Genomic DNA, 25,814 nt, shown 5'->3' on the forward strand with positions numbered 1-25,814 from the left:
TATCGGCGAACGGTCAGGTCGTCTCGGCGAATGCCATCAGGCGATCGCCGCGCCGATCGAAGAGGGCGCCGCCGATCAGGATGCCCATCGTCAGCACCAGCAGCCCGACCCCCACGCCGACCCCCAGTGCCCACCACCGCGCCTCGGGCTCGCCATCGAAGAACCGCCACGCCCACCATAGGGCCGGAGCCGCGGCCACCAGCGCCCCCACGAGCACGCTGCCCTGCGCCGCTCCCCCGCCGGTCCGCTGCGGCTGCTGGAACGGGCTGTCGCCGTGACGCGCCACGGCGTACGGTGCGACGACGGATGCGACGGACGAGAGTCCGAGCCCACCGAAGAGGAGGGCCGAGCAGACCCCGACCATGGTCGGGAGCGCCGTCCAGTCGCCGTGGGTGCCGATGCCCACGGGAATCGCGATGGCGAGCAGTGGCAGGGCGACGAGGAGGAGCGGCACGATGCGTCCGACGCGGTCCGATGCGCCCCGCACGGCGCTGGAGATGTGCAGCCAGATGGCCGATCCGTCGTAGGCGAGGTCGTTGTGCACGACCCAGCCCAGGAAGAGGGCGATGAGCGGCGCCGGGATCAGGGCGGCGAACTCGTGCGGCACCCCGACGATGACCAGCGGGATTACCGCGACGACGGACGCGACCGGGATGATCGCGACGTCGACGAGGTAACGGGGATCGCGCAGCCAGTAGACGAGCGATCGCGCGGCGACGGCGCCCCCGGGGGTGCCGGGGGTGACGGTGAACCAGCCGAGGCCGCGACGCTCGCGCACCGAGACGGGGCGCTCGGTGTGGGTCAGCATCCGGCGCACGATGAGGGCCCAGGCGCCGCCGAGCAGCACGACGGACAGCAGCGCGACCGCGATGACCGCCGGACGGGGGTCGAGCGGCAGGATCCAGGCGGCGCCGATGGGCGTGACGGCGAGGGTCTCGACAGCGGCGAGGAGGGGCGCCGGCACGCCGTCGTCCCAATTGAGCGAGGCCAGGAAGACCGCGACCGGGATGGCGATGACCGCCAGGCCGAGCAGGAGCAGCATCGTCAGCTCGCGCGAGCGGCGATCGGCGAGCACGAGCGCCGCGATGCCGAGGGCGACACGGGCGAGGAGCAGCTGCGTGACGACGACGAGCGCGGCGGCGAACCCTGCTGCGACGGGATCCACGCCGTGCGCGGACCACGTCGAGGCGACGACGACCGCGACCACGATGACCCCCAGCGACGGCAGGCTCACGGGGCTGGCCGTTGCCGTCGCGATCGCGACGAGCCGCCAATCGCGCCCCGTCACGATGAACGCCCGGGGGTCGAGCGGGTCGCGGATCGGCACGATCAGCGGAACGAGCGCGAAGCAGAACGAGACGGCGGCACCGCCGATCGCGAGGACCACGAGGGCGCTCGTGATCGGTGTGCCCTGCAGGCGCAGCAGCGCCAGGACGATGGCGGCGACGAGCACAGCGGCGACACCGGTCGCCGCGAACGCGCGGGCGCGGTGGAAACGCAGTGCCCCGATGAGGACGTCGAGCCTCAGTCGGAGAACGTGTGCAACCATTCGAGGCCCTCCACCGCGCTGGTTCCGCCGGCCAGTTCGAGGAAGCGCTGCTCGAGTGTCCGACCGTCGCGAACCTCGTCGACCGTTCCTGCGGCGAGGATGCGTCCCCCGACGAGCACCGCGACGCCGGTGCAGGCCCGCTGGACGAGCTCCATGCCGTGGCTCGACAGGATGACGGTGCCCCCGTGGGCGACATACTTCTGCAGGATGTCGAGGATGACCGCGCTCGAGACCGGGTCGACGGATTCGAACGGCTCGTCGAGCACGAGGAGCCGCGGCGAGTGGATCATCGCGCCGGCGAGCATGACCTTCTTCGTCATGCCGGCCGAGTAGTCGGACACGCTGCGCCCGAGGGCGTCGGTCAGATCGAACGCGCGCGCGAGGTCGGCGATGCGATTCTCGACGACGGCGGGCTTCAATCCGCGCAGGACGCCGTAGTAGTAGAGCAGCTGGCGTCCGGAGAGGCGATCGAAGGTGCGCAGGCGGTCGGGAAGGACGCCCATCTGACGCTTCGCGCCGGCAGGATCGCGACGGATGTCGATTCCCGCGATCTCGACGCTTCCCTCGTCGGGGCGCAGGAGGCCCGCGATGATCGAGAGGGTCGTCGTCTTGCCCGCACCGTTGGGACCGACGAGGCCGTAGAACGATCCCGCGGGGATCTCGAGGTCGATCCGGTCGACCGCACGCGCCTCTCCGTAGGTCTTCGCGACCGCGCGCAACCGCAGCGCGGCCGGTGCGGTGTCGCCGCCCGCCGCGGGATCGACGTCTTGATCGGCCGCGGCGACGACGGGCTCGTCCTCCGCGTCGGCTGCGGGCTCGGGCTCGGCGGCGGCCTCGATCGCAGGCTCCGGCTCGGGCTCGGGTTCGGGTTCCGCGGCCAACTCGGGCTCCGGCTCCGACTCCGGCTCCGGCTTGGGCTCGGGTTCCGCGGGCGTCGCGGGCTCCGGCTCGGGCTCGGGCTCCGGCTCCGGCTCCGGCTCCGGCTCCGGCTCGGGCTCGGGCTCGGGCTCGGGCTCGACCGCAGCCTCCGGCTCGACCGCAGGCTCCGAGGCGGTCTCGACCGCAGGCTCAGCCTCGGGTTCCGCGGCCAACTCGGCCATAGGCTCCGGCTCGACCACAGGCTCCGGCTCGGCCGCAGGCTCAGGCTCCGCCTCGATCGCGAGTGCACGCTGCGCCTCGATGTCGGCGCGCGGCGGCGTGTCGACCTCCGCGGGCTGAGGCGACGATTCGTCGGTCGGCGACTCCGGCGCGTCGTCGGCGGGAGTCGCGAACGCCGCCGCAGCGACCGACGCGGGGATCTCGGGAAGCGGTGGCGCCACGACAATCTTCTCGGCGGCCGGGGGCGTCGCGCTCTTCGGGGCGGTGCTCGCGCGCGCCTTGCGAGGGGCTTTCGGCCCGCCGGTGGCCGCCGATCTCGGCTTGCGCGGCTTGGGCGTGCGCGGCGGGGTCTTCGCCGACTCGGGCGTCGCGTCGAGTCCGGCCGCGACGACATCGGCCGGCGTGTCGGGCAGAGGCGGCACCGAGGTGTCGACAGGCGACGCGACACGCTGCTCGTCCTGGGGGGCGGGTGAGTCGTCTGTCACCCCCCAAACCTATCAAGGGGGCAGTCGGCGGCGAGGCGGCGCGTCATCCGGAGTCGCCGTGAGAAACCGATCCGCAAGGTCACGAAAACGCAACGGCCCGGGGTGTTCCGGCGACCTCACAGACGGTATCGCTAGCATGAAAATCTCTGTGCCGGGGCGTCACTCCGGTGAACACTGATCTAACTCGCAACTTCAGGAGATTCTCGTGGCCCTTCAGATCGTGATCCTCGCCGCTGGTATGGGCTCCCGTCTCGGCCGCTCCCTCCCCAAGCCGCTGACGGAGCTCGGCGACGGCCGAAGCATCATGCAGCAGCAGCATGACAACATCCGTGCCGCCTTCGGTGACGACGCGCGCATCACGACCGTCGTCGGCTACCGCGCCGAGACGATCGTCGACGCCTTCCCGGATGTCGACTACGTCTACAACGCCCGCTACGACGAGACCAACACGTCGCAGAGCCTGCTGCGCGCGCTCAAGGCATCCGGCCGCGGCGGGGTGCTCTGGATGAACGGAGACGTCGTCTTCGACCCCCGCGTGCTCGGTCGTGCCGTCGCTCTCATCGAGCGCGACCAGTCGTTCGTCACGGTCAACACGGCCAAGGTGAGCGACGAAGAAGTCAAGTACACGGTCAGCGACGAGGGCTTCATCCGCGAGCTGTCGAAGACCGTCCGTGGCGGCATCGGCGAAGCGGTGGGCATCAACTACATCTCGGCTCGCGACAAGAAGGCCCTGATCGCCCAGCTCGGGCGCGTCGACGACCAGGACTACTTCGAGCGCGGCCTCGAGCTCGCCATCGCCGAGAACGGACTGCTTCTGGAGCCGATGGACATCTCCGACCTGTACGCCGTCGAGGTGGACTTCGCCGAAGACCTCGAGCGCGCGAACCTCTACGTCTGATCGACGCCACCGCGTCTCCGGCGCGAGATGATGGGTCGCATGGCCCGTAAGGTGCATCGCATCGACTCCCTGCCCGCCGACGCTCCGCGTCGAGATGCGGGCGAGCCCGCACAGACCCGGCACCCGTTGACGGTGCGGACGCTCGATCGGCTGCTGGCCGTGCAGCGCCCCGTCGTGCTCGCGCATCTGCGCGGCATCCGCAACCGGCACCCCGACGCGACGCCGGCGGACATCGCGCACATGCTCGAGCGCCGCTACCTGACGGCCGTCACGACGGGCGGCGCGGCGGTGGGCGCCACGGCCGTCATCCCGGGCATCGGCACCGCCACCACGCTCGCGCTGAGCGGCGTGGAGACGGCGGGGTTCCTCGAGGCGACGGCCCTGTACGCCCAGTCGCTCGCCGAGCTGCACGGCATCCCCGTCGAGAACCCCGACCGCGCGCGGGCTCTGGTGCTCGCCCTCATGCTCGGACGCGAAGGGTCGGACCTCGTCGGTCAGTTCGCCCGTCAGGCCGGCGGACGCGGTGCACCACGGAGCTCGTACTGGGGAGAGCTCGTGACCTCGTCGCTCCCCCGCACGGCCGTCGGACCCGTCCTCGACCGGCTGACCCACGCGTTCCTGCGACGCTTCGCAGCGGCGGGCAGCGCGTCCGTCGTCGGCAAGGCGTTGCCGTTCGGCATCGGAGCCGCCATCGGCGGTACGGGCAACCACATCCTCGGCCGCCGCATCGTCTCCGGCGCACGTCGCGCGTTCGGGGTCGTGCCCGGCATGTTCCCGGCCGGGCTGGATCCGCGCCCCGGAGATCAACCGATCGGACGAGGACCCGGCATGCTGGGGCGCCGCATCGGCGGCGTCTTCACGGGTGCTGGACGTCAGATGGGCGCGATCGCCTCCCGGCCGTTCCGCCGCGACGGCAGCGGCGGTAGCGACGATCGCGACTCGGTGGCCGACGGCGACGAAGCGGGTCGCCCCACCGCCGCGCGCGCGGACGGGAGCGAGTCGTGACGATCCTGGTGGTGGCCATCCTGGTGATCGCGGCACTGTTCAACGTCGTGACCTGGCCGACCTTCCTGCGCCGGGTCGCCCGCGATCCTCGGGCGATCGGCGCGGACGGCCGCCGCACGCGCTTCTTCACGGTGCACCTCGTGCTGGTCGCGGTCGCCCTCGTCCTCTCCGCGCTCCTCGTGGTGGCCGCGGTCGTCGTCGGCACCGGCTCCGCCTGAGCCGGGTCGCTGCCCGGCCGTCATCGGCTCTCTGGCGCCTGTGGGCTCAGGCGTCGTCGAACTCCGCCTCGTCGCGCTCGTCCGCGACCGTCATAGACCGGGCGTCCCATTCGACCCATCGGCGCATCAGCAGGTCGATCGCCGCGTGAAAGCGCGCCGTCGCGGCACCCGGTGCGGTGTCGCCGAAATAGTGGCGCGACCATGCGCCGAGGCGTTCTGAGGCACCGGGATCCGCCACCACGCGGTCGGTCATCTCCACGATCGACTTCGCGTCGGTGGCGTCGAGCCAACTGGCGTCCGCGAGATACCCCCCGGTGTCGACGAGCGCAGCGGGATCGGTCGGGCGGGTGACGATCAGCGGCTTGGCGATCGCGAGTCGGTCGTAGATCATCGCCGAGATGTCGACGACGGCCAGGTCGGCCGCTGCCAGCTGCCATCCCAGCTCCGGGCCGTCGTCGTAGACGTGATGGGCGCTCGCGTCCTCGGCATTGGCCGCTGCGATCGCCGACACGATCCGGCGATGCGCGTCGCCGTAGGCCGCATTGACGACGCCCGAGCGCGGGTGCGGGCGGTACACGAGACGATGCCGGGGCGAGGCGAGCACCGCGGCCGCGAGGGCCTCGCCGTGCGACGCGATCGAGCCGTAGTGGGCGGCAGGACGGTCGCCCTCCCAGGTCGGGGCGTACAGGATCACCGTGCGATCGTCGTCGGGGTACGGCAGCGAGCCCGAGAAGTGGTCGGCCTGCGGGCGTCCGATCGCGATCGTGCGCGCGTCGAGGTCGTAGTCCCACAGCACACGCCCGAGCCGCTCGCGCGCGGCGTCGCCTGCGATGAGCGCGTAGTCGTAGGCCTTGAACTGGTTCGTGGTCATGTACATCTTGTCGGACTCGCCGTGGTTGATGAACACGTGCCACCGGTGCCCGTAACGGAACATCTGGAAGTTCCGGGTGTTCTGGTTGACGTAGAGCACGACGCGGATGTCCTGCGACGCGACGACCTGCTCGAGCATGCGCACAGACGGGGCGAAGGCGACGGGCAGGGCGCCGTCCGCGAGGAGTGCCTGCGCGCCCGTCGCGCTGCGGCTGATGACCACGACGGGCCAGGTCTCAGCGAGCCGCTGCAACGGCTTGTACCACTGCCGCATCTGGTACATGTTGACGTCGCCGTCGGCGAAGTAGACCGCGACCTCGAAATGCCCCCGCGGGGGCTGCGGGAGCCGCGCGAGTGAGCGTCGTACGTCGAAGTAGGCGGCCCGGTTCGACACCGCCCGCCGTACGAGGCCGACTGCTTTACGAACGTCCGCGATCATTCCCACCCCTCCAGGGTACCCAGCGTGCCGGACGCGACCGGGGCGCGTGACATGATCGACGGATGCATGAAGACGCGCAGCGCTGGCGCCCGGCCCCCGTGCCGGACCGCGATGCGGGTGTCTCGTTCGTCATCCCGGTGCTGAACGAGCGCGAGTATCTCGAGCACGCCGTACGCAGCGTGCTCGCCCAGCAGCTCGACGTCCCCATCGAGGTCGTCCTCGCTCTCGGCCCGTCGTCGGACGGCACCGACGCGGTGGCGCGCCGACTCGCCGACGAGGACGAGCGCATCCGACTGGTCCGCAATCCGGCGGCCCACATCCCCGTCGGGCTGAACATCGCGATCCGGGCGGCCCGGCACCCCACGATCGTGCGGGTCGACGCGCACTCCGAGCTCGAACCCGGCTATACCCGCGCCGCGCTCGACACCCTCGCCCGCGTGCAGGCGGCGAACGTCGGCGGCGTGATGCGCGCGGACGGCGGCACCCCCTTTCAGCGCGCCGTCGCCCGTGCCTACAACTCGCGGATCGGTCTGGGCGGCGGGGCCTACCACGGCGGGACGAGCGAGGGTCCCGCCGAGTCGGCCTACCTCGGTGTGATGCGGCGCGACGTCCTCGACGAGGTCGGTCTGTTCGACGAGGGCATCCGACGGGGCGAGGACTGGGAGCTCAATCTCCGTATCCGACGTGCGGGGTACCGGGTCTGGTTCGACCCCGATCTCCACGTGACGTACTGGCCCCGCGAAAGCTGGACGCGCCTGGTGCGCCAGTTCCGCGCGACCGGATCGTGGCGCGGCGAGCTCGTCCGCCGCTTCGGCCGCCGCAACGGACTGCGGTTCTTCGCTCCCCCCATGCTGGTGATCGCGGCCGCGACGTCGGTCGCCGTGGGCGCAGCGCAGCTGCTCGGTGTCGTCTCGGGACGCGCCGGTGTCGTGCTGTCGGTCCTCCACCTGCCGGTCGCCGCCTACGCGGCGCTCATCGGCGCGGTCGCCGCGGGCCGAGGAGGCGGGCGGGGAACGCGCGATCGCCTGTGGACGCTCGCCGTGCTGCCGTCGATGCACTTCTCCTGGGGCCTCGGCTTCCTGCAGGGTGCGCTGCGGGGGGCTCGGGGCACCGTCGACACCTCACGGCTCGCGCGGAACACCCCGCTGCCCTGAGGCGGCGGCGACGCACGGCCGGCTCAATCGCGGCTGACGAGGCCTTGATCGAGGATCCGCGCCACGACACGCTCGGCCGCGCGGCCGTCGTCGCGCGGATTGAACCGTGCCCGCCACCGCGCGTAACGGTCGGGGTCGCCGCCCTCTCGCTCGACGATCGCTGAGACGAGCTCGTCCTGCGTGCTCAGCACCGGTCCAGGGGCCGACGCGGCGAGGTCGAAGTAGAACCCGCGCAGTTCACCGCGATAGCGCTCGAGGTCGGGCGCGAAGAAGTAGATGGGCCGCCCCGTCACCGAGTAGTCGAACATGATCGACGAGTAGTCGGTGATCAGCACGTCCGAAGCCAGCTGCAGTCCCGCCAGGTCCGGATGCGTCGTGACGTCGATCACGCGAGCACCCTGCTCGTCGGCCCCCGGTGCCATCGTGCGCGAGTGGCCCCGGACGAGCACGACCGCGTCCGTCGCAGCGGCGAGGGCGGGTAGATCGAGGAAGTCCACGAGCGTCTCCCGGTCGTCCCGCCAGGTCGGCGCGTACAGGACGACACGCTCGCCGGGGTCGATCCCGAGCGCGTCGCGCACCGCGCGGCCATCACCGGCGTGCAGGTCGTCCGTCCGGGGATAGCCCTCGACCCACACGGGGCGCCGCCGGAAGGCGTACGCGGCCCGCAGCACTCGGGCGCTGTAGGGGTTCTGCGCGAGCAGGATGTCCCAGCGCCGGCTCTCGCGGACGACCGCCAGCGCGCGCCGGGGGTCGAAACCCGGACGGTGCAGCGCCAGTCGTTTCAGCGGCGTGCCATGCCAGGTCTGCAGCACGGTCTGTCCCGGACGGCGCGCGAAGCCGTGACGCAGCCAGTCGTTGACGACGAGGAGGCGCGCGACACCGCGCGCCCGATGCCACTCCGCGCTGCCCTCGATGACCGCGATGCCCCCCTCGGGCACGGCGATCGACAGGTCGACGACGCTCCAGTAGCGCGTGATGCCGGGTGCGACGCGCGCGAGCTCGCGGTCGATCGCGCGCGGGTTGTCGCTCGCGCTGCGACCGTAGAAGCTCTCGAAGAAGACCGCGTTCTCGAGCGGCGGCAGTGCGGTGTCGCGGCGACCGTTGCGCCGCCTCGGGGCCACGCGCGGCGCCTCATCCGCGGGCGGGGAGACGATCAGGTGCGCGCCCGTCCATTCGGCGGTGAGCGACGGCGCCGTCAGCGCCGGCCCCGACGGGTCGCCCCCGATCGGTGCGCCCTCGACACGGAGCTCGTACCGTCCGGCGGGAAGGGGCAGTCGCGCGTCGGACCATCGCTCGACGTGCAGCGGGATGCGGGCGGACCAGCGGTCGCCGTCGGTCGTGATGACACCGGGGACCCGGGCCCGCCGCCCGACCAGCTCGATGCTCGCCGGAACGACGCCTGCGCCGTCGACCGTGAGCTCCGGGCGTGTGGCGGATGCGAACCCGATGCGGATCATGCTCTCTCCCCCGCCGCCGGCACCGCGGCGACGATCGCCTCGTGCACCCGTCGAGCATTTCCCCCGTCGCGCCACGCATGCACCCGCCGGCTGAGGGCGGCCGCACGGGCGCGCAGGCGTTCGGCCGTCTCCTCGTGGCCGAGCAGCTCGTCGAGCAGCGCGCACAGGACCTCCCACGACCGCGCCACGTCGTCGCCGGCGACCTCGCGATAGGTGCCGTAGAAGCCCCGCGTACGTGCGTAGCTCTCGACGTCCGGGGCGAGGAAGAGCGTCGGGAGGGGAACGAGGCCGGCGTCGTAGGCGAGCGACGAGTAGTCGGTCACGAGGGCGTCCACCCCCGCGAGCAGCGGCGTGACGTCGGCCACGGCAGCGCTTCCCAGCATCCGGACACGCGAGGTCGGTCGCGGCGGCGTGTAGTCGCCACCACCGAGGGGGTGCGATCGGATCAGGAGGACCGCGTCGTGCGCCTCGAGCACGCCGAGCACGCGATCCCAGTCCGCCGGGCCGGGCGTGGCGGGGTCGGGCTCGCCGTCGCGCCAGGTCGGCGCGTAGAGCACCAGGCGCGATCCTCCGAGCCCCGGCACGAGTTCGTCGAGCGATGCGCGTGCCCGCCGGCGCGCCGCCGCGGGGTCGCCGGACGAGAGCACGTCGACGCGCGGCTCGCCCAGCACGGGCACACGGTCGTCTTCCAACCCGAAAGCACTCTCGAGTCGGCCCCTCACGAGGTGCGAGGCGGCGGGCAGCAGATCGATCTGCCCCTGTGTGCGCCGGTAGGCCCACGCCAGCAGCCGGCGGATGCCGGGAACACGCACCAAGCGTCCGGGGTCCGTCGTCACCGGGGCGTCGAGGCCGATGCGCTTGAGCGGGATGCCGTGCCAGAGCTGGACGAGGAACGCGCCGCCCACGCCGTAGCGGTTGACGTCGCCGAATCCGTGGGTCACGACGACGACGCCCGCGCGCGCCGTGCGCCAGAAACCGCGCAGCGAATCCCGTCGGACGGTGGGGATGCCGCGTCGCTCCGCGTCGGCCGCCTGCTCGTCGGAGGACACCAGCCAGACCGCGCGGCGGCGCGGGCCCGCCTGCCAGAGGGCGAGGGCCCCGTCCGTGATGCCGGCCGCGCAGCCGAAGACCCAGTCGCCGCGCCGGCGCGGGATGACGAGGGTGGCCACCCGTCCCGCGAGATACGCCGGGATGCGCAGGACCTTGCGTACATTGCCCGCGCCGAACGAGAAGGACGCCACCCCGCGAGCCTAGCGCGGGGTGGCGTCCGGACCGGAACGATGCCTACTGCTGGAGCTCGCCCAGAGTGACGGTGGCCGTCTGCTCACGACCGTCGCGGAGGTAGGTCACCTTCGCCTCGCTTCCCGCGGCGAGGGCGCGCACCTGCGCGGTCAGGTCGACCTGGTCCGTGATGGCGATGCCGTTGAACTCGGTGACGATGTCGCCGCCGCGCAGCCCGCCCTCGGCTGCTGCGCCACCGGCGGTCACCTCGTTGATGAGCGCGCCGGCCCGCGTGGCGCCCTCGGCCGCGGCGGCGTCGCCCACCGTCGCGCCCAGGAGGCCGTGGGTGGCGGCGCCGTCGTCGATGATCTCGTTCGCGACGCGCTCCGCGACGGTCGAGGGGATCGCGAAGCCCACGCCGATGGAGCCCGCCTCCGTCGATGTACCGCCCGCGCTCGCGATCGCGACGTTGATGCCGATGAGCCGGCCCTCGCCGTCGACCAGCGCGCCGCCCGAGTTCCCGGGGTTAATCGCGGCATCGGTCTGGATGACGGAGATCGCGATGGACGACGTCGCCTGCGAGGGCGTCTGCTGGCCCTGACCGAAGTCGAATTCGAAAGGCGTCCGGCCCCCAGGGGTGCTCTGCTCGGTATCGCCTTCCGAGTCGGGCGCCGCCGACGACGCGATCTGGATCGATCGGTTGAGCGCACTGACGATCCCCGTGGTCACCGTGTTCGAGAGACCGAGGGGGGCGCCGACGGCGACCGTCTGGTCACCGACGTTCAGCTTGCTCGAGTCGGCGAACTCGATGGGGGTCAGGCCCGACGCGTCCGTCAGCTTGATGACCGCGAGGTCGTAGGTCGGATCGGTGCCCACGACGGTCGCGGCGTACACCCGCCCGTCGGAGGTCGTGACCGAGAGACGGGGGTCGCCGGTCGCACCGTCGAGCGTCACGACGTGCGTATTGGTCAGGACGTATCCGTCATCGCTCAGGATGACGCCCGATCCGGTGCCGCCGGACGTGCCCGACGACGCGGAGATGGTGACGACGCTCGGCAGCACCTTGGTCGCGATCGCGGTCGTCGCATTGACGGAATCGGGGTTGTTGACGGTGATGGACGAGGGACCGGCGCTCTGCGACGCCGGCGCCGCGACGAACGACGAGCCGACTGCGGCAGCGCCCCCGACCCCCGCCGCACCGCCGACGAGCGCCGCAGCGATGAGGATCGCGGCGATCTTCGCGCCGCCGACCTTGCCGCGGTCGTGCGGCTCGGGAGCCGTGGCGGTGACGAACGGCTGCCCGTACGAGGGACCTGCGGCGTGGAGACCGGGCTGGCCGTACGGCTGGGTCGGCTGGGTGTGGAACGCCGAGCCCGCGCCTTCGGATGCGCCGGGAAGCGGCGGGCGTGGCGGGATCGCGGCACCCGCGGACGCGGCCGACGCATCGGGCGTCGTCGCCGCGGGCGTGCTCGTCTGATCGGCGGGCTGCTCTGCGGCACGCTGCGCGTCGGGAGTGCGGTCGTCGGGGGTGTGCTGGTCGCTCATCGGGGTTGCTCCTTTGTCCAAGCGAGATCAGATTGCCGCGCGATGCTGTGGTTTGCCTATGCCGGGGTTGGGATGGCCCTATGCGTGTAGCCTGAGCCGGATGCACGAGGTTCCCGGCGCCTGGCGCCGCGCCGCACGCGGCGCGGGACTGCTCACCGACGACGGCCTGGCCGTCCCGACCATCTTCGCTGAGATGACCGCCCTGGCGGGTCGTACGGGGGCGATCAACCTCGGGCAGGGGTTCCCCGACGAGGACGGCCCCGACGCCGTGCTCGAGGCGGCCCGCGAGGCCATCTCGGCGGGCCGCAACCAGTACCCGCCCGGCCGGGGCGAACCCGACCTCCTGGCGGCGATCGCCGAGCACCAGTCGCGCTGGTACGGCATCGGGCTCGACCCCGCGACCGACGTCCTCGTGACGGCCGGCGCGACCGAGGCGCTCGCGGCCACCGTCCTCGCGCTCGTCGAGGGGCCTGACGACGAGGTCGTCGTGTTCGAGCCCTACTACGACGCGTATGCCGCCCTCGTCGCGCTCTCCGGCGCCCGACTCGTGCCGGTACCGCTGCGGTGGCCCGAGTTCCAGCCCGACCTCGACGAGCTCGCCGCCGCCGTCACCGACCGCACCCGTCTCATCCTCGTCAACGATCCGCACAACCCGACCGGCGCCGTGTTCTCCCGCGAGACCGTCGACGAGATCGTGCGTCTGGCGCATCGGCACGACGCGGTCATCGTCACGGACGAGGTGTACGAGCACCTGACCTTCGATCAGCCGCACGTCCCCATCGCCACGCTCCCCGGCGCGGCCGAGCGCACGCTCTCGATCTCGTCCGCCGGCAAGACCTTCTCGGTCACGGGATGGAAGGTCGGCTGGGTGTCGGGCCCGGAACCGCTGGTGCGCGCTGTGCTCGCGGTGAAGCAGTGGCTGACCTACGTCAACGCCGGCCCGTTCCAGCCCGCCGTCGCCGCGGGGCTGCGGCTGCCCGACGACGTCTTCGTCGGCATCGCGGACCGGCTGCGGGCGGGACGCGACCTGCTGGGCGAGGGACTGCGCGCGGCGGGCTTCGCGGTGTCGACGCCGGCCGGGTCCTACTTCACCGTCGCGGACGCGGCGCCGCTCGGCGCAGTCGACGCGGACGCGTTCTGCCGATCCCTCCCCGAGCGTGCGGGCGTCGTCGCGATCCCGCTGACGGCCTTCGCGTCGGCCGCGCATCGCGCGCGCTACGGAACACTCGTCCGCTTCGCCGCCTGCAAACGGCCCGATGTGCTCGCGGAGGCCTCAGCCCGGCTCGCCGGCGCCTTCTGACCGCGGAACCACATCGAAGCGTCGCAACCGCAACGCGGGGTTGACACGCCGCACGCGCTCCACGGCGTGAGCGTCGAGATGCGCGACGACGACATCGGTCATCGTGCCGATCGCCGCGATCTCGACCCCCTGCGGGTCGAAGACGCCGGAATTGCCGACGCCGAGGGGCGGCGGATGGTCGGCCGCGGCGACGAACACGGTGTTCTCGATCGCCCGCGCACGGAGCAGCGTGTTCCACTGCAGCTCTTTGAGCGGACCCCGCACCCACTGCGCGGGCACCAGCATCACGTGCGCGCCGGTGTCGGCGAGCACGCGCGCGATCTCCGGGAAGCGGAGATCATAGCAGGTCATGAGCGCGAACCTGACGCCGGCCACCTCGAACGTCTCGGGAGGGCGGACGTCGCCGGCCTGCACCCAGTCGGACTCGCGCTGACCGAACGCGTCGTACAGATGGAGCTTGCGGTAGGTCGCCACGATCCCGTCGGGCCCGACCGCCACGACGGTGTTCCGCACGCGTTCCCCGTCGGGGGCCCGCTCCAGCAGACCGGCCACGATGTGCACGACGTGAGCCCGCGCGAGCTCGGCCAGACCGCGCACGAACGGGCCGTCGAGGTCCTGTGCGTTCTCGCGGAGGGTGTCGTCGAAGGGGTCGACGAAGTAGCTGGAGTACTCGGGGAGCAGCACGACATCCGCTCCCCGCGAGCGGGCGAGCTCGACGAGGTCTCCGATGGCGCGGAGGTTGGCGTCGGGGTCGGCGGCGGGCGCGAACTGTGCGACGGCGAGAGCGGTCATCGATCCTCCGGACGGCGATGGCGGTAGACGACCGGCGCGACGATCCCCGGTGTCGCGTCGGCGACGTCCGCGACGGTGTCGTCGTAGCGGCCGGTGGCCGATGTCGCTGGGCTCATGGCGTCATCCTCGCCTCCATCGGGCGCGAAGGGCAACACGACCGACGCGCGCGGCACCGCGACACGCCCGGGCGCGCCCGCGATCGCGCCCCGATTGGACGACCTCCAGACCCCGTGCTAGTGTTATCTCTTGTGCCGCGGGGTGGAGCAGCTCGGTAGCTCGCTGGGCTCATAACCCAGAGGTCGCAGGTTCAAATCCTGTCCCCGCAACAGAAACACGAAGGCCCTGTCGAAAGACGGGGCCTTCGTCATTCCCGCCGACAACGCTCGAATACGCCTCTCACCGGCAGGAGGGTCGCGGCGGTGCGGGTACCGAGATCGTCAGTCGGCGATCATCGCATCGCTCATACCGGCGAGGAAGCGCGTCACCGTGTCGAGCTCGTCGGGGCTGAACGGATCCATCGCCCCGCGCATCCGCGACATCCGAGCGGCGAAGTGCCGACCGAAGTCGCGACGCGACGAATCGGTGAGCGTGATGACGAGCGCACGACGGTCGTTCGGATGCGGCTCACGTTCGATGAACCCCTCTTTCGCGAGGCGATCGAGCAGCTTGGTGGTGGACGCGCTGGAGATGCCGAGATGGCGTGCGAGGTCGTGCGGCTTGACGAGCTCGCCCCGCTGCTCCCGGATGCTGAGCATGCGCAGCGCGGACAGATCGGTGGCGTTCATGTCCATGTCGGACCGCAGCCCGGTGTGCATGCGGTCCATGGCGTCACTGAACTCGCGCACGGCCTCGAGGGCGGAGCGCACTACACGACCCCGCGCCCCGTCGGGATTCGGGTCAACCATGTGGACACCACCTCTCACGCCTGGTTATCATCGGCTCGAACGCTAGTTAAGCTAGCAAAAAGGCCAGCTGAATGGCAGACCTAGGACGGTATACGTGATCTCCCTGCCCGAAGACGACGCAACCGCCGTCGATCGCGCACTCGAGGCCGTCCTGACCCGGCTGACCGAACGCGCGATCCCGCGCGGTTCCTCCGCCCTCGCCCTGGTCCGGGCTGCGGGTGCCGCGACTGCGGGCGGCAAGCGGTTCCGTCCCGCCCTGGTCGTCACGGCCTTCGACGCGTTCCACGGCGACCGCGGGCGCGCACCCGGACTCTGGGACGTCGCGGCAGCGTTCGAACTCCTCCACACCGCCTTCGTCATCCACGACGACCTGATCGACCGCGACACCGAGCGTCGCGGCGTGCCCAACGTCGGAGGCACCTTCCGAGTCCACGCCCGCTCGCTCGGAGTGGATGACGCCGAGGCGAGCCGCGTCGGCGACGCCGCTGCCGTCCTCGCCGGCGACATCCTCCTGTACGAGGCGGCGCGTCTCGTGGCGACGGCCGACATCGCCGGCGACCAGCGCATCCCCCTCTTCAGCCTCCTCGACGACGCGGTGCTCGTCTCGGCGATCGGCGAGCTCGCCGACGTCGAGCAGGCCGTCGTGCCCACCGAGCCCGGCACCGCGCAGCTCCTCAGCACGGCCCATGACAAGACCGCCGTCTACTCGTTCTGCGCCCCGCTCGCCGCGGGTGCCGTCATGGCCGGAGCCGACGACGGCGATCGCGCCGTGCTGATGTCGGTCGGCGCCGATCTCGGCCTCGCGTTCCAGCTCGTGGACGACCTCATCGGCACCTTCGGCAGCGCGATGCAGGCCGGACGCGGGGCCGGCGCCGATCTGCGCGAGTCCAAGCGCACGCCCCTCATCTCGTTCGCCCGCGAGTCGGCGTCGTGGCCCCAGGTCTCATCCGCGCTCGCGATGGCGCCGACGGGGCCGATCGCCGTCCAGGCCGCGCAGCGCGAGCTCGACGCGAGCGGCGCGCGCGAACAGCTGGTCACGCTCATCGGCCAGACGCTCGGCTCGGTCCGGCGTCGCGCCGCCGAACTGCCCCCCACGCCCCGCGTGCTCATCGAGCAGCTCGCCGACGGCATCGAAGGACGCATCCCGTGACGACCGACCGCTCCGCGATCACCCTGTACGACCGCACGGCCCGCGACGCCGCCGCCGTCGTCATCTCGGCCTACTCGACGTCGTTCGGCCTCGCGGCGCGCCTGCTCGGACCCCGCGTCCGCCCTCACGTACGCAGCATCTACGCCCTCGTGCGCGTGGCCGACGAGATCGTCGACGGTTCGGCGGCCCAGGCCGGTATGCCTCTCGCGGCGCAGCGCCGGGTGCTCGATGCACTCGAGGATGAGACCCTCGTCGCGGTCGACGAGGGCTTCAGCGCGAACCTCATCGTGCACGCATTCGCCCTCACCGCACGCGAATGCGGGATCGGCGCCGACCTCATGCGCCCGTTCTTCGCCTCGATGCGCACAGACCTCGAGGTCACCTCGCACGATGCGGGCTCGCACGACTCGTACGTGTACGGCTCGGCGGAGGTCGTCGGGCTGATGTGCCTGCAGACCTTCGTCAACGCCGGTGGATCGCACCCGCGACCCGCCGATCCCGACCTCGTCGACGGTGCACGCCGTCTCGGCGCCGCCTTCCAGGACGTGAACTTCTTGCGCGATCTCCCCCACGACGTCGACTCGCTCGGCCGCGATTACCTCGGCGTCACTGGCGCTGGAACGGCGTCCCGCATCGAGGTGCTCGATCGCATCGACGCCGACCTGGATGCTGCGGGCGCCATCATCCCCCGCCTGCCGTCCGACTGCCGACGCGCCGTCACCGCCGCCCACGACCTGTTCACGGCACTCTCCCGCCGCCTGCGTCGCGCGGGGGCGACGAGCGAACGCGTCCGGGTGCCCAACGGCGTCAAGCTCGGGCTGGCCGCCCGCGCCACCGTCGGCGCCGCACCGCTGCGAGCCGGGTCATGAGCCGCCGCGCCACGCCCGCTGCGCCGGCGGGATCGCGCGTCGTCGTCATCGGCGGCGGCATCGCGGGGCTGTCGACCGCCGCGCTCCTGGCTGAGGAGGGCTACGCCGTCACCGTCATCGAGGCGCGCGACGAGACCGGCGGACGGGCGGGCTCGTGGGAGAGCGACGGCTTCCGCTTCGACACCGGTCCGAGCTGGTACCTCATGCCCGAGGTGTTCGAGCACTTCTTCGCGCTCCTGGGCACCAGTGCCGCCGCCGAGCTCGACCTGGTCCCCCTGGTGCCCGCTTACCGGGTGTACGCCGAACCCGAGGACGACGGTGCCGGGGAGTACATCGACGTCGTCTCGGGACGCGCTGAGGCGACCGCGCTGTTCGAGAGCCGCGAGAACGGTGCCGGAGCCCGTCTCGACGAGTACCTCGATTCCGCGGCCGACGCCTACGACCTCGCCGTGTCGAAGTTCCTCTACGACACCTACGCCTCGACCGAGGGGCTGCGCGACCCCGATCTGCTACGCCGCGTGCCCACGCTGGCGCCGCTGCTGACGCGTTCGTTGAATCGCTACGTCGAGAGCCGCTTCGAGGATCCGATGCTGCGGCAGGTACTGGGCTATCCGGCGGTGTTCCTGGGCTCGTCACCCTATGACGTGCCCAGCCTCTACCACCTCATGAGCCACCTCGATCTCGACGACGCCGTGCTCTATCCGCGCGGCGGGTTCACCGAGATCATCGCGGCGATCGAGCGCCTCGCTCGCGCGCGCGGCGTCGAGGTGCGCACCGGTACGGCCGTGTCGCAGATCCTCACCGCACCCGACGGCACCGCCACCGGCGTGCGCCTCGCCGACACGTCCGAGGTCGCCGCCGACCTCGTGGTCTCGACCGCCGATCTGCATCACACCGAGACGGTCCTGCTCCCGCCGGAGCGCCAGTCCTATCCCGAGCGGTGGTGGCAGAAGCGCACGCCGAGTTTCGGCGCGTTGCTCATCCTGCTCGGCGTGGACGGCGAGCTGCCCGAGCTCGCGCATCACACGCTCCTGTTCACGAGCGCGTGGCGAGAGAACTTCGACGCGATCTCGGGCCGCGACACCCGCATCCCGGATCCGGCTTCGCTCTACGTCTGCCGTCCGAGTGCGACCGATGACACGGTCGTCCCCCCGGGCTCCGAGAACCTGTTCGTGCTCGTGCCGATCCCCGCCGATCCCGAGCTCGGACGCGGTGGAGTCGACGGCGGCGGCGACCCGGTCATCGAGGCCGCCGCAGATCAGGCGATCGCGCAGATCGCCGCATGGACCGGGGTCCCCGACCTCGCCGCGCGCGTGCGTGTGCGGCGGACCATCGCGCCCGCCGACTTCGCCCGCGATCTCGGGGCGTGGCGGGGCAACTCGCTCGGCCTCGCCCACACGCTCGGCCAGAGCGCGCTCTTCCGGCCCCGGAACGCATCGAAGAAGGTGCCCGGGCTCTTCTACGCCGGCTCGTCGGTACTGCCGGGTATCGGGCTGCCGATGTGCCTGATCTCGGCGGAGCTCGTCGTGAAGCGTCTGCGTGGCGATACGACGGCAGGTCCTCTCGCCGAGCCCGCTCCCGCGCCCGTGCCGCCGACCGGCTGACCGGTGGCGGGCCTGTACCTCGTCGCCCTGCTCGGCTCGCTCTGCGGGGTCGGGCTGCTCGATCGCCGGTTCCGCCTGGCCTTCTGGCGCGACCGTCGTCGCACGGTCGTCGCCTCGTGCGTCGGCGCGGTGTTCTTCCTGGTCTGGGACGCCGTGGGCATCGCGACGGGCGTCTTCGTGAAGGGCGACAGCTCGCTGTTGCTCGGCATCGATCTCGCCCCGCACCTGCCGCTCGAGGAGCCGATTTTCCTGCTCTTCCTCAGCTACCTCGCGCTCGTGCTCGCGGGAGCCGCGCGCCGCCGCGGTGACGCTCGCAGAACGGATGCGGCGCCATGACCTATGCGCTGATCGTCGTACCGTTCATCGTCGTGACCGCTGTGGTCACGCTGATCTCGGCGCGACGACCGCGCTTCGGCGCGCGGATGGTCTGGTCCACGGCAGCGGCTGTCGCTCTCATCGTGCTGACGGCGGTCTTCGACAACGTCATGATCGCCGTGGGCCTGTTCACCTATCCCGAGGAGCACCTCAGCGGGGTCCGCATCGGTCTCGCCCCGATCGAGGACTTCGCCTATCCCCTGTGCGCGGCCTTCCTCGTGCCCGCCATCGCGTCCTTTCTGGAAAGGCCCGACAGATGACCGCGACCCGATCGCTGCCTCGCCAGCTGTTCGTCGCCTCGCGACCGGTGAGCTGGATCAACACCGCCTACCCCTTCGCGGCCGCCTACCTGCTCACGACCCGCGAGATCGACGCCACCCTGATCATCGGCACCCTCTTCTTCCTCGTGCCCTACAACCTGGCGATGTACGGCATCAACGACGTCTTCGACTACGAGTCGGATCTGCGCAACCCGCGTAAGGGCGGCGCGCACGGCGCGATCCTCGACCGCACCGTGCACCGCGCCACCCTGTGGGCCGCGGCGCTGTCGTGCCTGCCGTTCGTCGTGTATCTGGCGATCGTCGGGTCACCGCTCTCGTGGCTGGTGCTCGCCTCGAGCCTCTTCTTCGTGGTGTTCTACAGCGCACCGCCGCTGCGCCTGAAGGAACGCCCGTTCGCCGATTCGATGACCAGCAGCATCCACTTCTTCTCGCCCGCCGTCTACGGCCTGGTTCTGGCCGGCGCCACCTGGACCTGGCAGCTGAGTGTCATCCTGGTCGCGTTCGCGGCGTGGGGCGTGGCCTCGCACGCCTTCGGCGCCGTGCAGGACGTCCTGGCCGACCGCGAGGCGGGCATCGCGTCGATAGCGACGGTCCGCGGTGCCCGGTGGACCGTCCGCTTCGCACTCACGTGCTATGCGGCCGCCGGTGCTCTGATGCTCGCGACCGCATGGCCCGGCCAGCTCGCCGCCCTCGTGGCCGTGCCCTACCTCGTGACCCTGTGGCCGTACCGCGACATCACCGACGAGACGTGCGAGCGCGCGACGACCGGGTGGGATCGGTTCCTGTGGCTCAATCAGCTCGCCGGGTTCCTCGTGACCCTGCTGCTCGCCGGCTGGTGGCTGCTCACGGAGTGAGCCGCCACCAGCGCGGTCGGTTCCGCCCGGTCAGGCCGTGGGGATCGGTGACGTGGCACCGGCCGTCTCGATGATGCGGCTCGAGCGGATGGGGTGTCCCTGCGTCGTGAGGCAGCGCCCCGTCGCGAGGTCCCATTTCCAGTCGTGCAGCGAGCAGGTCAGCACGCCGTCCTCGATCTTCCCGGTCTTGGTGAGATCGGCGCGCAGGTGCGGGCAGCGCCGTTGCACGGTCCAATCGCCGAGCTCGGCGTCCTCGGTCTGATCGGACTGCTCCGCGTACCAGTTCTCGACGTACTCGATACGGTCGCGCGAGAGGCACTTGAGGAAGGTCGTCAGGAACTCGTTGAACTTGCCGCTGCGCCCCACCTCGAACTGCATCGAGAGGAAGATCGAGTTCGACCAGTCGATCTCGTGATCGCGGATGTTCGTCGAAACGAGGTCGGCGGGGATCGTGTACCAGTAGATGCACTCCTCCCCCGCGTACTCGCGCACCTTCGCCTTGGGGAAATCGACGACCATATCGAGGTCGCCGATGCGGAAGCGCACCATCCCGCCGACGCCGTTGCGGATGGTCCGCGCGCGGCGCAGCAGCGGCTCCCACCACTGCTTGATCGCGGCGAGCATCTCGTCGGGCGGAAGGATCGGCGCACGGCGCTCGACCTCGGCGCGCACCTCGGCCTGCCGACTGTCGCGCTGCTCGGCGAGGTACGCCCACTTGTCCGAGAAGATCCGCTCGATCTCGGCGTCGGTGTACAGGGTCTGGGAGATCTCGAGCTCGCCGCCGTTCAGGTCGACCTGGGTCCCGGGGACGAAGAGGTAGCCCTTCTGATCGGGACGCTCCTCGGCCATATGGGCGAGGAACTGCGCCTGATCGGTGAAGATCGAGTCGTCCTGCTCTCCCCAGCCGTTGTAGCGGAACAGCTCGTCGCGCAGGAACATCGGCGGCCCCGCCATGGGGAAGACGTGCGGCGCGTCGACCTTGTCGATGTAGTACATCGCACGCTTGTTCTGCGCGTCGCGCTTCAACTGGGCGAAGTTCTGCTTCGCGTCCTGCGGCAGGTCGTAGACCATCGGCCACCAGATCGCGCCGGACACCTGGGTGAAGTACGCCTCCGGGGTGCCGAACGAGAGCAGCTTCTCGAGATCGAGCGGGTGCGAGTCGTTCTGGTTCAGGATCGAGGCCGTGCCGTCGTCGACCGAGAGCGACGAGTCGCCGATCGGCCCGTCGCTCGGAGCGCGCAGGGGCGTCACCATCACCTTCAGGTCGCCGAACTCGAGGGGCACCCCCGCCTGGGTGTAGATGATGTTCTCGTAGCCGAGATCGCGCAGGTCGCGCTCGAGGTCGTCCGTCGGATAGTCGGGCAGCAGCACGCGGATGTCGGTGGGGACGTGCGCGCGGAGCAGCGCGGGGTCGAAGTGATCGCGGTGGCGGTGCGAGATGTAGAGGAAGTCGGCTCGACCGAACCGCTCCCAGTCGAGGCCGCGGTTGTCGGGGAACGGGAACCACGATCCGAAGAAGCTCGGTCCGACGACCGGGTCGCAGAGGATGCTGCCCCCTGCCGTCTCTATGAACATTCCGGCGTGTCCCAGGCCTGTGATGCGCATGACGGTGACCTCCTGTTGCGACTGATCGAGTCTACGTGAGCCCTCGCCGAGCGCCGGCTGTGGGCGGCCGTGTCAGATCGCCCGGGAGCGGCACACACGTGGGCCACGGCACCCCTGCGCCACGGTCACGCGAGGAGATCGCGGATGTCGTCCGCGGTGAGCGCCGTGGAGAACGCGCCGTCGTCGTCGAGGACCGCTCCGATCAGGCGGGCCTTGCGTCGCTGCAGGTCGACGACCTTCTCTTCGATCGTGCCGGCCGCGACCAGGCGGTAGACCGTGACCGGACGTTCCTGCCCGATGCGGTGCGCGCGGTCGATGGCCTGCTGCTCGGCGGCCGGATTCCACCACGGATCGAGGAGGAACACGTAGTCCGCCTCTGTCAGGGTCAGGCCCACCCCTCCGGCCTTGAGGCTGATGAGGAACACCGGATCCTGACCCTGCCGGAACGCCTCGACCACCTCGGCGCGACGCGTCGTCGAGCCGTCGAGTCGGACGACGCCGATGCCGGCGGCTCGCAGATCGGCCTCGACGATGTCCAGGAACGAGGTGAACTGGCTGAACACGAGCGCGCGATGCCCCTCGGCGATGACGGCGTCGAGGCGCCCCCGGAGGGCGTCGAGCTTGCTCGGGACGAGGCCGGGCCCGCCGGCGTCGACCAGTCCCGGGGCGAGCGCGAGCAGGCGCAGGAGGGTCAGCGAACGGAAGACGATGAAGCGCTGACTGTCGAGGTCGTCGAGGAGGCCCAGCACCTTTCGGCGTTCGCGCTGCAGGACCCGCTCGTACACCGCACGGTGCCCGCTCGAGAGTTCGACGAGCACATCCTGCTCCTGGCGGGGCGGCAGCTCCGGCGCGACGATGTCCTTGGTTCGGCGCAGCAGGAACGGGCGGAGCCGACGGCGCAGGCGGCCCAGCCGACGCTCCCGAGCAGGCCCGCCCTCGAGGTTCTCGTCGACCCGTCCCCGCTCGATGGGCGTGACGTACTCCTCGCGGAATCGACGGGCCGAGGGGAACAGGCCGGGCGAGGTGAGCGAGAGGATCGCCCAGAGGTCGACGAGGCTGTTCTCGAGCGGGGTGCCGGTCGCGGCGAACACGACGTCGGCCCGCAGATCGAGCGCCGCACGATGGACCCGCGTGCGAGGGTTCTTCACGTACTGGGCCTCGTCGAGGACGAGGGTCGACCACGTGGTCGCGGCGAATGACGGCGCGTCCAGGCGCAGGACGGCGTACGAGGTGATGACGACGTCGGCATCGAGCCCGTCGAGGCGGGTCCCCGTCGCATCGACCACCCGCACCCGCATCCCGGGGACGTGACGAGCTGCCTCATCGCGCCAGGACGACACGACGGAGGTCGGCGCGACGACGAGCGCCGGACGCGTCTCGCCGGCCTCGCGCGCCCGTTCGAGAAGAGCGAGCAGCTGCAGCGTCTTGCCGAGCCCCATATCGTCGGCGAGGATGCCGCCCAGCCTCGCGTCATGGAGCGCCGAGAGCCAGGCGAGGCCGTCGTGCTGATACGGCCGAAGGGTGGCCACCACGCCTTGAGGCGGGCGGATTCCCGGGAAGTCCTCCGCACCCCCGGTGCGACCACCCGAGCGCATCGCCTCGACGGAGGATCGCCAGCGGGCCGCGGGTTCCGCCTCGTCGGCGAGGTCCTCGAAATCGGTCCAGAGCTGCAGCTGATACCGGCTCACGCGCGTGCTGCCGGCCTCCCACTCGACCAGGTCGCGCGAGTCCTCGATCAGGTCGCGCAGCCGGTCGAGCGCAGGATGCGCGAGGGCGAAGTACGCCCCGTCCGAGAGGAGCATCTTCTTCCGCCGCTGGGCGAGCGCCGTGAAGAGCGGGCGGAACGGGATGCGCCGCCCCTCGATCTCGACGTGCACGCCGAGCTCGAACCAGTCGGCATCGGTCGTCTCGACGGTCCGGACGGTGATGCGCGGATCGCCCGACAGCTCGCGATAAGCCCGTGATACGCCGGAGGTCTCGACGTGGACTCCGTCGAGGCGCTGCAGCGCCGGCAGCACCTCGGCCGTGAACTCCGCCGCTCCGACACCGCTCCGCTGCCCCGAGGGCAGGAACGGCTCGTCGGTCACGGCCGACCACGCGGCTTCGAGAGCCCCCCGCAACACGCCGCGTCCATCGTCGGAATCGGGCCGTTCGTCCCACGGGACCCGTCCGCTGCCGGGCACCTGCCAGACGATCGCATACACGAGCTCGTCCCGCGGACGCTGCTCGACCGCGACGACCGCCGTCGTCCGCTCGGGAGCCGGCAGGCTCACCCCTGCCGACGCGACGACCGTCGCCTCGCGCGCGAGCCGCGGGTAGGCGTCGCGAAAGAACTCGCGGCGCTCGTCAGGCGGAACGGTCACCGGTCCCCCGGCGGCGAGCAGCGCTCGGATGCCGACGCCGAGCATCGCGGGAGCGAACACCACGTGCAGGGCGTCACCCACCTGCTCGACCGCGTAGACCCCGACATGGCCGAGGGGTCGCGCTCGCTCGGCGACGACGTCGCCGACGCGCACGACCGCGGCCAGCCGCAGGGCGCCCGCGACGTCGTCGACGCGAACGTCCACCGACGCCGCGTCCGCCAGGCGGATCTCCTGGTCGGGGCGGGTCGGGACGATCGGGATGCCGAGCCCGGCCGCTGCGCGCAGATGCGGCCAGAGCAGCTCGGAGTCGGCTCCGTCGAGGGTCAGCCAGTCGGAGTCGCCGAACCCACCGAGCAGCCGGGCATCGTGCGCGATCCCGTACAGCGTCGAGAACCAGCGCGCGCGCGCCGCATCCACGCGCCAGGCGCCGCGCCGGAGCGACTCCCACGTCTCGTCGCCCTGCACCCAGCGCCCGCTGGCGCCGCTCCGCGACAGCGGCCGGACGGCGAGGCGCAGCTCGCCGTCGGAGGTGGCGACGCTGCGCGGGGTCGCCGGCTGCACGCGCCGCGGACCCCAGTGCGCCTCGGATGCGCTCTCGCGCTGCCGGAGCTGCACCCCCAGCGCGACGGCCGTCTCGCCGGACGCCGTGGGAGCGAGCACGGAGCGCCAGGAGGCTGCGGTGCGATCGTTCACGAGTCGGTCCTCACCCGAGGATCCTCTCGCGCGCCTCGGACGTCGGTCAGCCGAGTCGCGCGACGCGACCGAGCACGCCGTGCACGAAGGCGCCCGATCCGTCGGTCGAGAACTCCTTCGCCAGCTCGACCGCCTCGTCGATCGCGACCGCCGCGGGCACGCCGTCGTTGTAGACGATCTCCCACACCCCTAGGCGCAGGATGGCGCGGTCGACCGCGGGCATGCGTGCGAGCGACCAGTCCTTCGCGAACGTGGTGATCTGCTCGTCGATCTCGTCGCGGTTGTCGATGATGCCGTCGATGATCTCGCGCGCGTAGAGCCACGATGCCTCGCGGGCGGGCTCGAGTGCCGCGCGCTTGGCTTCGGCGGCGAGGGTCACGCCGAGGTCGTCGCCGCGGATGTCGGACTGGTAGAGGATGTCGAGGGCGCGCTTGCGCGCCTTGGACCGGGCACTCATCGGGAGGGCGCCGTCGCTCTCAGTTGACGCGACCGAGGTAGTCACCCGTGCGGGTGTCGACCTTGACCTTCGTGCCCTGCTCGACGAAGAGCGGCACCTGGATCTCGTAGCCGGTCTCGACCGTCGCCGACTTCGTGCCGGCCGACGAGCGGTCGCCCTGCAGACCGGGCTCGGTGTAGGTGATCTCGAGGACGACCGACGCCGGGAGCTCGATGTACAGCGGGTTGCCGTTGTTCAGGGCGATCTGGACCTGCTGGTTCTCGAGCAGGTAGTTCTTGGCGTCGCCGACGGTGGCGGCCGCGACGTTGATCTGGTCGTAGTCCTCGACGTCCATGAAGACGAAGTTGTCGCCGTCGTTGTAGAGGTAGGTGAAGTCGCGACGGTCGACGTTCTCGATGTCGATCTTCGCGCCGGCGTTGTAGGTGCGGTCGACGACCTTGCCCGACAGGACGTTCTTCAGCTTCGTGCGGACGAACGCACCGCCCTTGCCCGGCTTGACGTGCTGGAACTCGATGACGTTCCAGAGCTGACCGTCGATGCTGAGGACGACGCCGTTCTTGATGTCTGCGGTCGATGCCATGAGTGTGGAGTTCCGTTCGTGAGGTCGGGCGGCCGACGGGCCGACGA

Annotated in this window: 23 protein-coding genes and 1 tRNA gene; 12 read left to right on the forward strand and 12 right to left on the reverse strand. The window is 71.2% G+C overall.

Annotation, left to right across the window (positions count from 1 at the left end):
• Nucleotides 1-13: 13 nt before the first annotated feature.
• Entirely contained in the window at nt 14-1,549 is a 1,536-nt protein-coding gene (locus BLT21_RS02815; protein WP_091498940.1) for a hypothetical protein, read from the reverse strand.
• Entirely contained in the window at nt 1,525-3,132 is a 1,608-nt protein-coding gene (locus BLT21_RS02820) for an ABC transporter ATP-binding protein (protein ID WP_256335890.1), read from the reverse strand. Before BLT21_RS02820 ends, BLT21_RS02815 begins: the two co-directional genes overlap by 25 nt.
• A 205-nt stretch (nt 3,133-3,337) precedes the next feature.
• On the opposite strand from BLT21_RS02820, the gene BLT21_RS02825 reads away from it, so the two are divergent.
• The 3 genes from BLT21_RS02825 to BLT21_RS02835 are packed head-to-tail and all read left to right on the forward strand — an operon-like array spanning nt 3,338 to nt 5,253.
• Nucleotides 3,338-4,030 carry a phosphocholine cytidylyltransferase family protein gene (locus BLT21_RS02825; RefSeq protein ID WP_091498943.1) on the forward strand — a complete coding sequence of 231 codons (693 nt, stop codon included), beginning with the start codon at nt 3,338-3,340 and terminating at the stop codon, nt 4,028-4,030.
• A gap of 39 nt (nt 4,031-4,069) precedes the next feature.
• Nucleotides 4,070-5,035: a hypothetical protein gene (locus BLT21_RS02830; protein WP_256335891.1), complete on the forward strand. Its 966-nt coding sequence runs from the start codon at nt 4,070-4,072 to the stop codon at nt 5,033-5,035.
• Nucleotides 5,032-5,253 carry an SCO4848 family membrane protein gene (locus BLT21_RS02835; RefSeq protein WP_091498946.1) on the forward strand — a complete coding sequence of 74 codons (222 nt, stop codon included), beginning with the start codon at nt 5,032-5,034 and terminating at the stop codon, nt 5,251-5,253. The genes BLT21_RS02830 and BLT21_RS02835 overlap by 4 nt, the downstream gene beginning before the upstream one ends.
• Nucleotides 5,254-5,299: 46 nt before the next feature.
• Here the strand turns inward: BLT21_RS02835 and BLT21_RS02840 are convergent, their stop codons facing one another.
• Nucleotides 5,300-6,568: a CDP-glycerol glycerophosphotransferase family protein gene (locus BLT21_RS02840; RefSeq protein ID WP_091498950.1), complete on the reverse strand. Its 1,269-nt coding sequence runs from the start codon at nt 6,566-6,568 to the stop codon at nt 5,300-5,302.
• A gap of 56 nt (nt 6,569-6,624) precedes the next feature.
• Between BLT21_RS02840 and BLT21_RS02845 the strand changes: the two genes are divergently transcribed.
• Nucleotides 6,625-7,716, forward strand: a complete 1,092-nt coding sequence (locus BLT21_RS02845; protein ID WP_091498953.1) for a glycosyltransferase family 2 protein — start codon at nt 6,625-6,627, stop codon at nt 7,714-7,716.
• A 23-nt stretch (nt 7,717-7,739) separates the two neighbouring features.
• On the opposite strand, the gene BLT21_RS02850 is transcribed toward BLT21_RS02845, so the two are convergent.
• Genes BLT21_RS02850 through BLT21_RS02860 form a run of 3 tightly spaced genes read right to left on the reverse strand, consistent with a single transcriptional unit; the run spans nt 7,740 to nt 11,939 of the window.
• Nucleotides 7,740-9,173: a CDP-glycerol glycerophosphotransferase family protein gene (locus BLT21_RS02850; protein WP_091498955.1), complete on the reverse strand. Its 1,434-nt coding sequence runs from the start codon at nt 9,171-9,173 to the stop codon at nt 7,740-7,742.
• Nucleotides 9,170-10,414: a CDP-glycerol glycerophosphotransferase family protein gene (locus BLT21_RS02855; protein ID WP_091498957.1), complete on the reverse strand. Its 1,245-nt coding sequence runs from the start codon at nt 10,412-10,414 to the stop codon at nt 9,170-9,172. Before BLT21_RS02855 ends, BLT21_RS02850 begins: the two co-directional genes overlap by 4 nt.
• 43 nt (nt 10,415-10,457) lie before the next feature.
• A complete protein-coding gene (locus BLT21_RS02860) occupies nt 10,458-11,939 on the reverse strand; it encodes a S1C family serine protease (protein WP_091498958.1) in 1,482 nt (493 codons plus the stop codon).
• 100 nt (nt 11,940-12,039) lie between these two features.
• Here BLT21_RS02860 and BLT21_RS02865 point away from each other — a divergent pair, with 100 nt between their 5' ends.
• On the forward strand, nt 12,040-13,239 hold the full coding sequence (locus BLT21_RS02865; RefSeq protein ID WP_091498960.1) for an aminotransferase class I/II-fold pyridoxal phosphate-dependent enzyme: 1,200 nt from the start codon (nt 12,040-12,042) through the stop codon (nt 13,237-13,239).
• Here the strand turns inward: BLT21_RS02865 and BLT21_RS02870 are convergent.
• Complete coding sequence (locus BLT21_RS02870; protein ID WP_091498969.1) at nt 13,213-14,031, reverse strand: carbon-nitrogen hydrolase family protein; 819 nt, start codon at nt 14,029-14,031, stop codon at nt 13,213-13,215. The genes BLT21_RS02865 and BLT21_RS02870 overlap by 27 nt on opposite strands.
• A gap of 252 nt (nt 14,032-14,283) precedes the next feature.
• Between BLT21_RS02870 and BLT21_RS02875 the strand changes: the two genes are divergently transcribed.
• Nucleotides 14,284-14,357 (forward strand) — tRNA-Met (locus tag BLT21_RS02875).
• Between the two features lie 111 nt (nt 14,358-14,468).
• Here BLT21_RS02875 and BLT21_RS02880 read toward each other — a convergent pair.
• Entirely contained in the window at nt 14,469-14,855 is a 387-nt protein-coding gene (locus tag BLT21_RS02880) for a MarR family transcriptional regulator (protein WP_371113413.1), read from the reverse strand.
• A 175-nt stretch (nt 14,856-15,030) separates the two neighbouring features.
• Here BLT21_RS02880 and BLT21_RS02885 point away from each other — a divergent pair, with 175 nt between their 5' ends.
• From BLT21_RS02885 to BLT21_RS02910, 6 genes are read left to right on the forward strand one after another with little or no spacing between them, the layout of a single operon-like run.
• Nucleotides 15,031-16,086, forward strand: coding sequence for a polyprenyl synthetase family protein (locus BLT21_RS02885; protein ID WP_091498979.1), 1,056 nt, complete (start codon nt 15,031-15,033; stop codon nt 16,084-16,086).
• Nucleotides 16,083-16,955: a phytoene/squalene synthase family protein gene (locus tag BLT21_RS02890; RefSeq protein WP_091498981.1), complete on the forward strand. Its 873-nt coding sequence runs from the start codon at nt 16,083-16,085 to the stop codon at nt 16,953-16,955. The genes BLT21_RS02885 and BLT21_RS02890 overlap by 4 nt, the downstream gene beginning before the upstream one ends.
• On the forward strand, nt 16,952-18,559 hold the full coding sequence (gene crtI, locus BLT21_RS02895) for a phytoene desaturase family protein (RefSeq protein WP_091498983.1): 1,608 nt from the start codon (nt 16,952-16,954) through the stop codon (nt 18,557-18,559). Before BLT21_RS02890 ends, crtI begins: the two co-directional genes overlap by 4 nt.
• A 3-nt stretch (nt 18,560-18,562) precedes the next feature.
• Nucleotides 18,563-18,895, forward strand: coding sequence for a lycopene cyclase domain-containing protein (locus BLT21_RS02900; protein ID WP_091498987.1), 333 nt, complete (start codon nt 18,563-18,565; stop codon nt 18,893-18,895).
• Nucleotides 18,892-19,194: a lycopene cyclase domain-containing protein gene (locus tag BLT21_RS02905; RefSeq protein ID WP_091498990.1), complete on the forward strand. Its 303-nt coding sequence runs from the start codon at nt 18,892-18,894 to the stop codon at nt 19,192-19,194. Before BLT21_RS02900 ends, BLT21_RS02905 begins: the two co-directional genes overlap by 4 nt.
• Nucleotides 19,191-20,069: a prenyltransferase gene (locus BLT21_RS02910; protein ID WP_091498993.1), complete on the forward strand. Its 879-nt coding sequence runs from the start codon at nt 19,191-19,193 to the stop codon at nt 20,067-20,069. The genes BLT21_RS02905 and BLT21_RS02910 overlap by 4 nt, the downstream gene beginning before the upstream one ends.
• A gap of 30 nt (nt 20,070-20,099) precedes the next feature.
• Here the strand turns inward: BLT21_RS02910 and BLT21_RS02915 are convergent, their stop codons facing one another.
• The 4 genes from BLT21_RS02915 to efp all read right to left on the reverse strand — a co-directional run bounded on the left by BLT21_RS02915 (nt 20,100) and on the right by efp (nt 25,767).
• Entirely contained in the window at nt 20,100-21,674 is a 1,575-nt protein-coding gene (locus BLT21_RS02915) for a Rieske 2Fe-2S domain-containing protein (RefSeq protein ID WP_091498996.1), read from the reverse strand.
• 125 nt (nt 21,675-21,799) lie between these two features.
• Complete coding sequence (locus BLT21_RS02920) at nt 21,800-24,730, reverse strand: DEAD/DEAH box helicase (protein WP_091499000.1); 2,931 nt, start codon at nt 24,728-24,730, stop codon at nt 21,800-21,802.
• Between the two features lie 46 nt (nt 24,731-24,776).
• Entirely contained in the window at nt 24,777-25,187 is a 411-nt protein-coding gene (gene nusB, locus BLT21_RS02925; protein ID WP_091499004.1) for a transcription antitermination factor NusB, read from the reverse strand.
• A 19-nt stretch (nt 25,188-25,206) separates the two neighbouring features.
• The gene (gene efp / locus BLT21_RS02930; protein WP_091499006.1) at nt 25,207-25,767 is read right to left on the reverse strand and encodes an elongation factor P; all 561 of its coding nucleotides are present in this window, start codon (nt 25,765-25,767) and stop codon (nt 25,207-25,209) included.
• Nucleotides 25,768-25,814: the final 47 nt, after the last annotated feature.

It is taken from the genome of Microbacterium sp. cf332, assembly GCF_900102175.1.
In the GTDB taxonomy this organism is placed as follows: Bacteria; Actinomycetota; Actinomycetes; order Actinomycetales; family Microbacteriaceae; genus Microbacterium.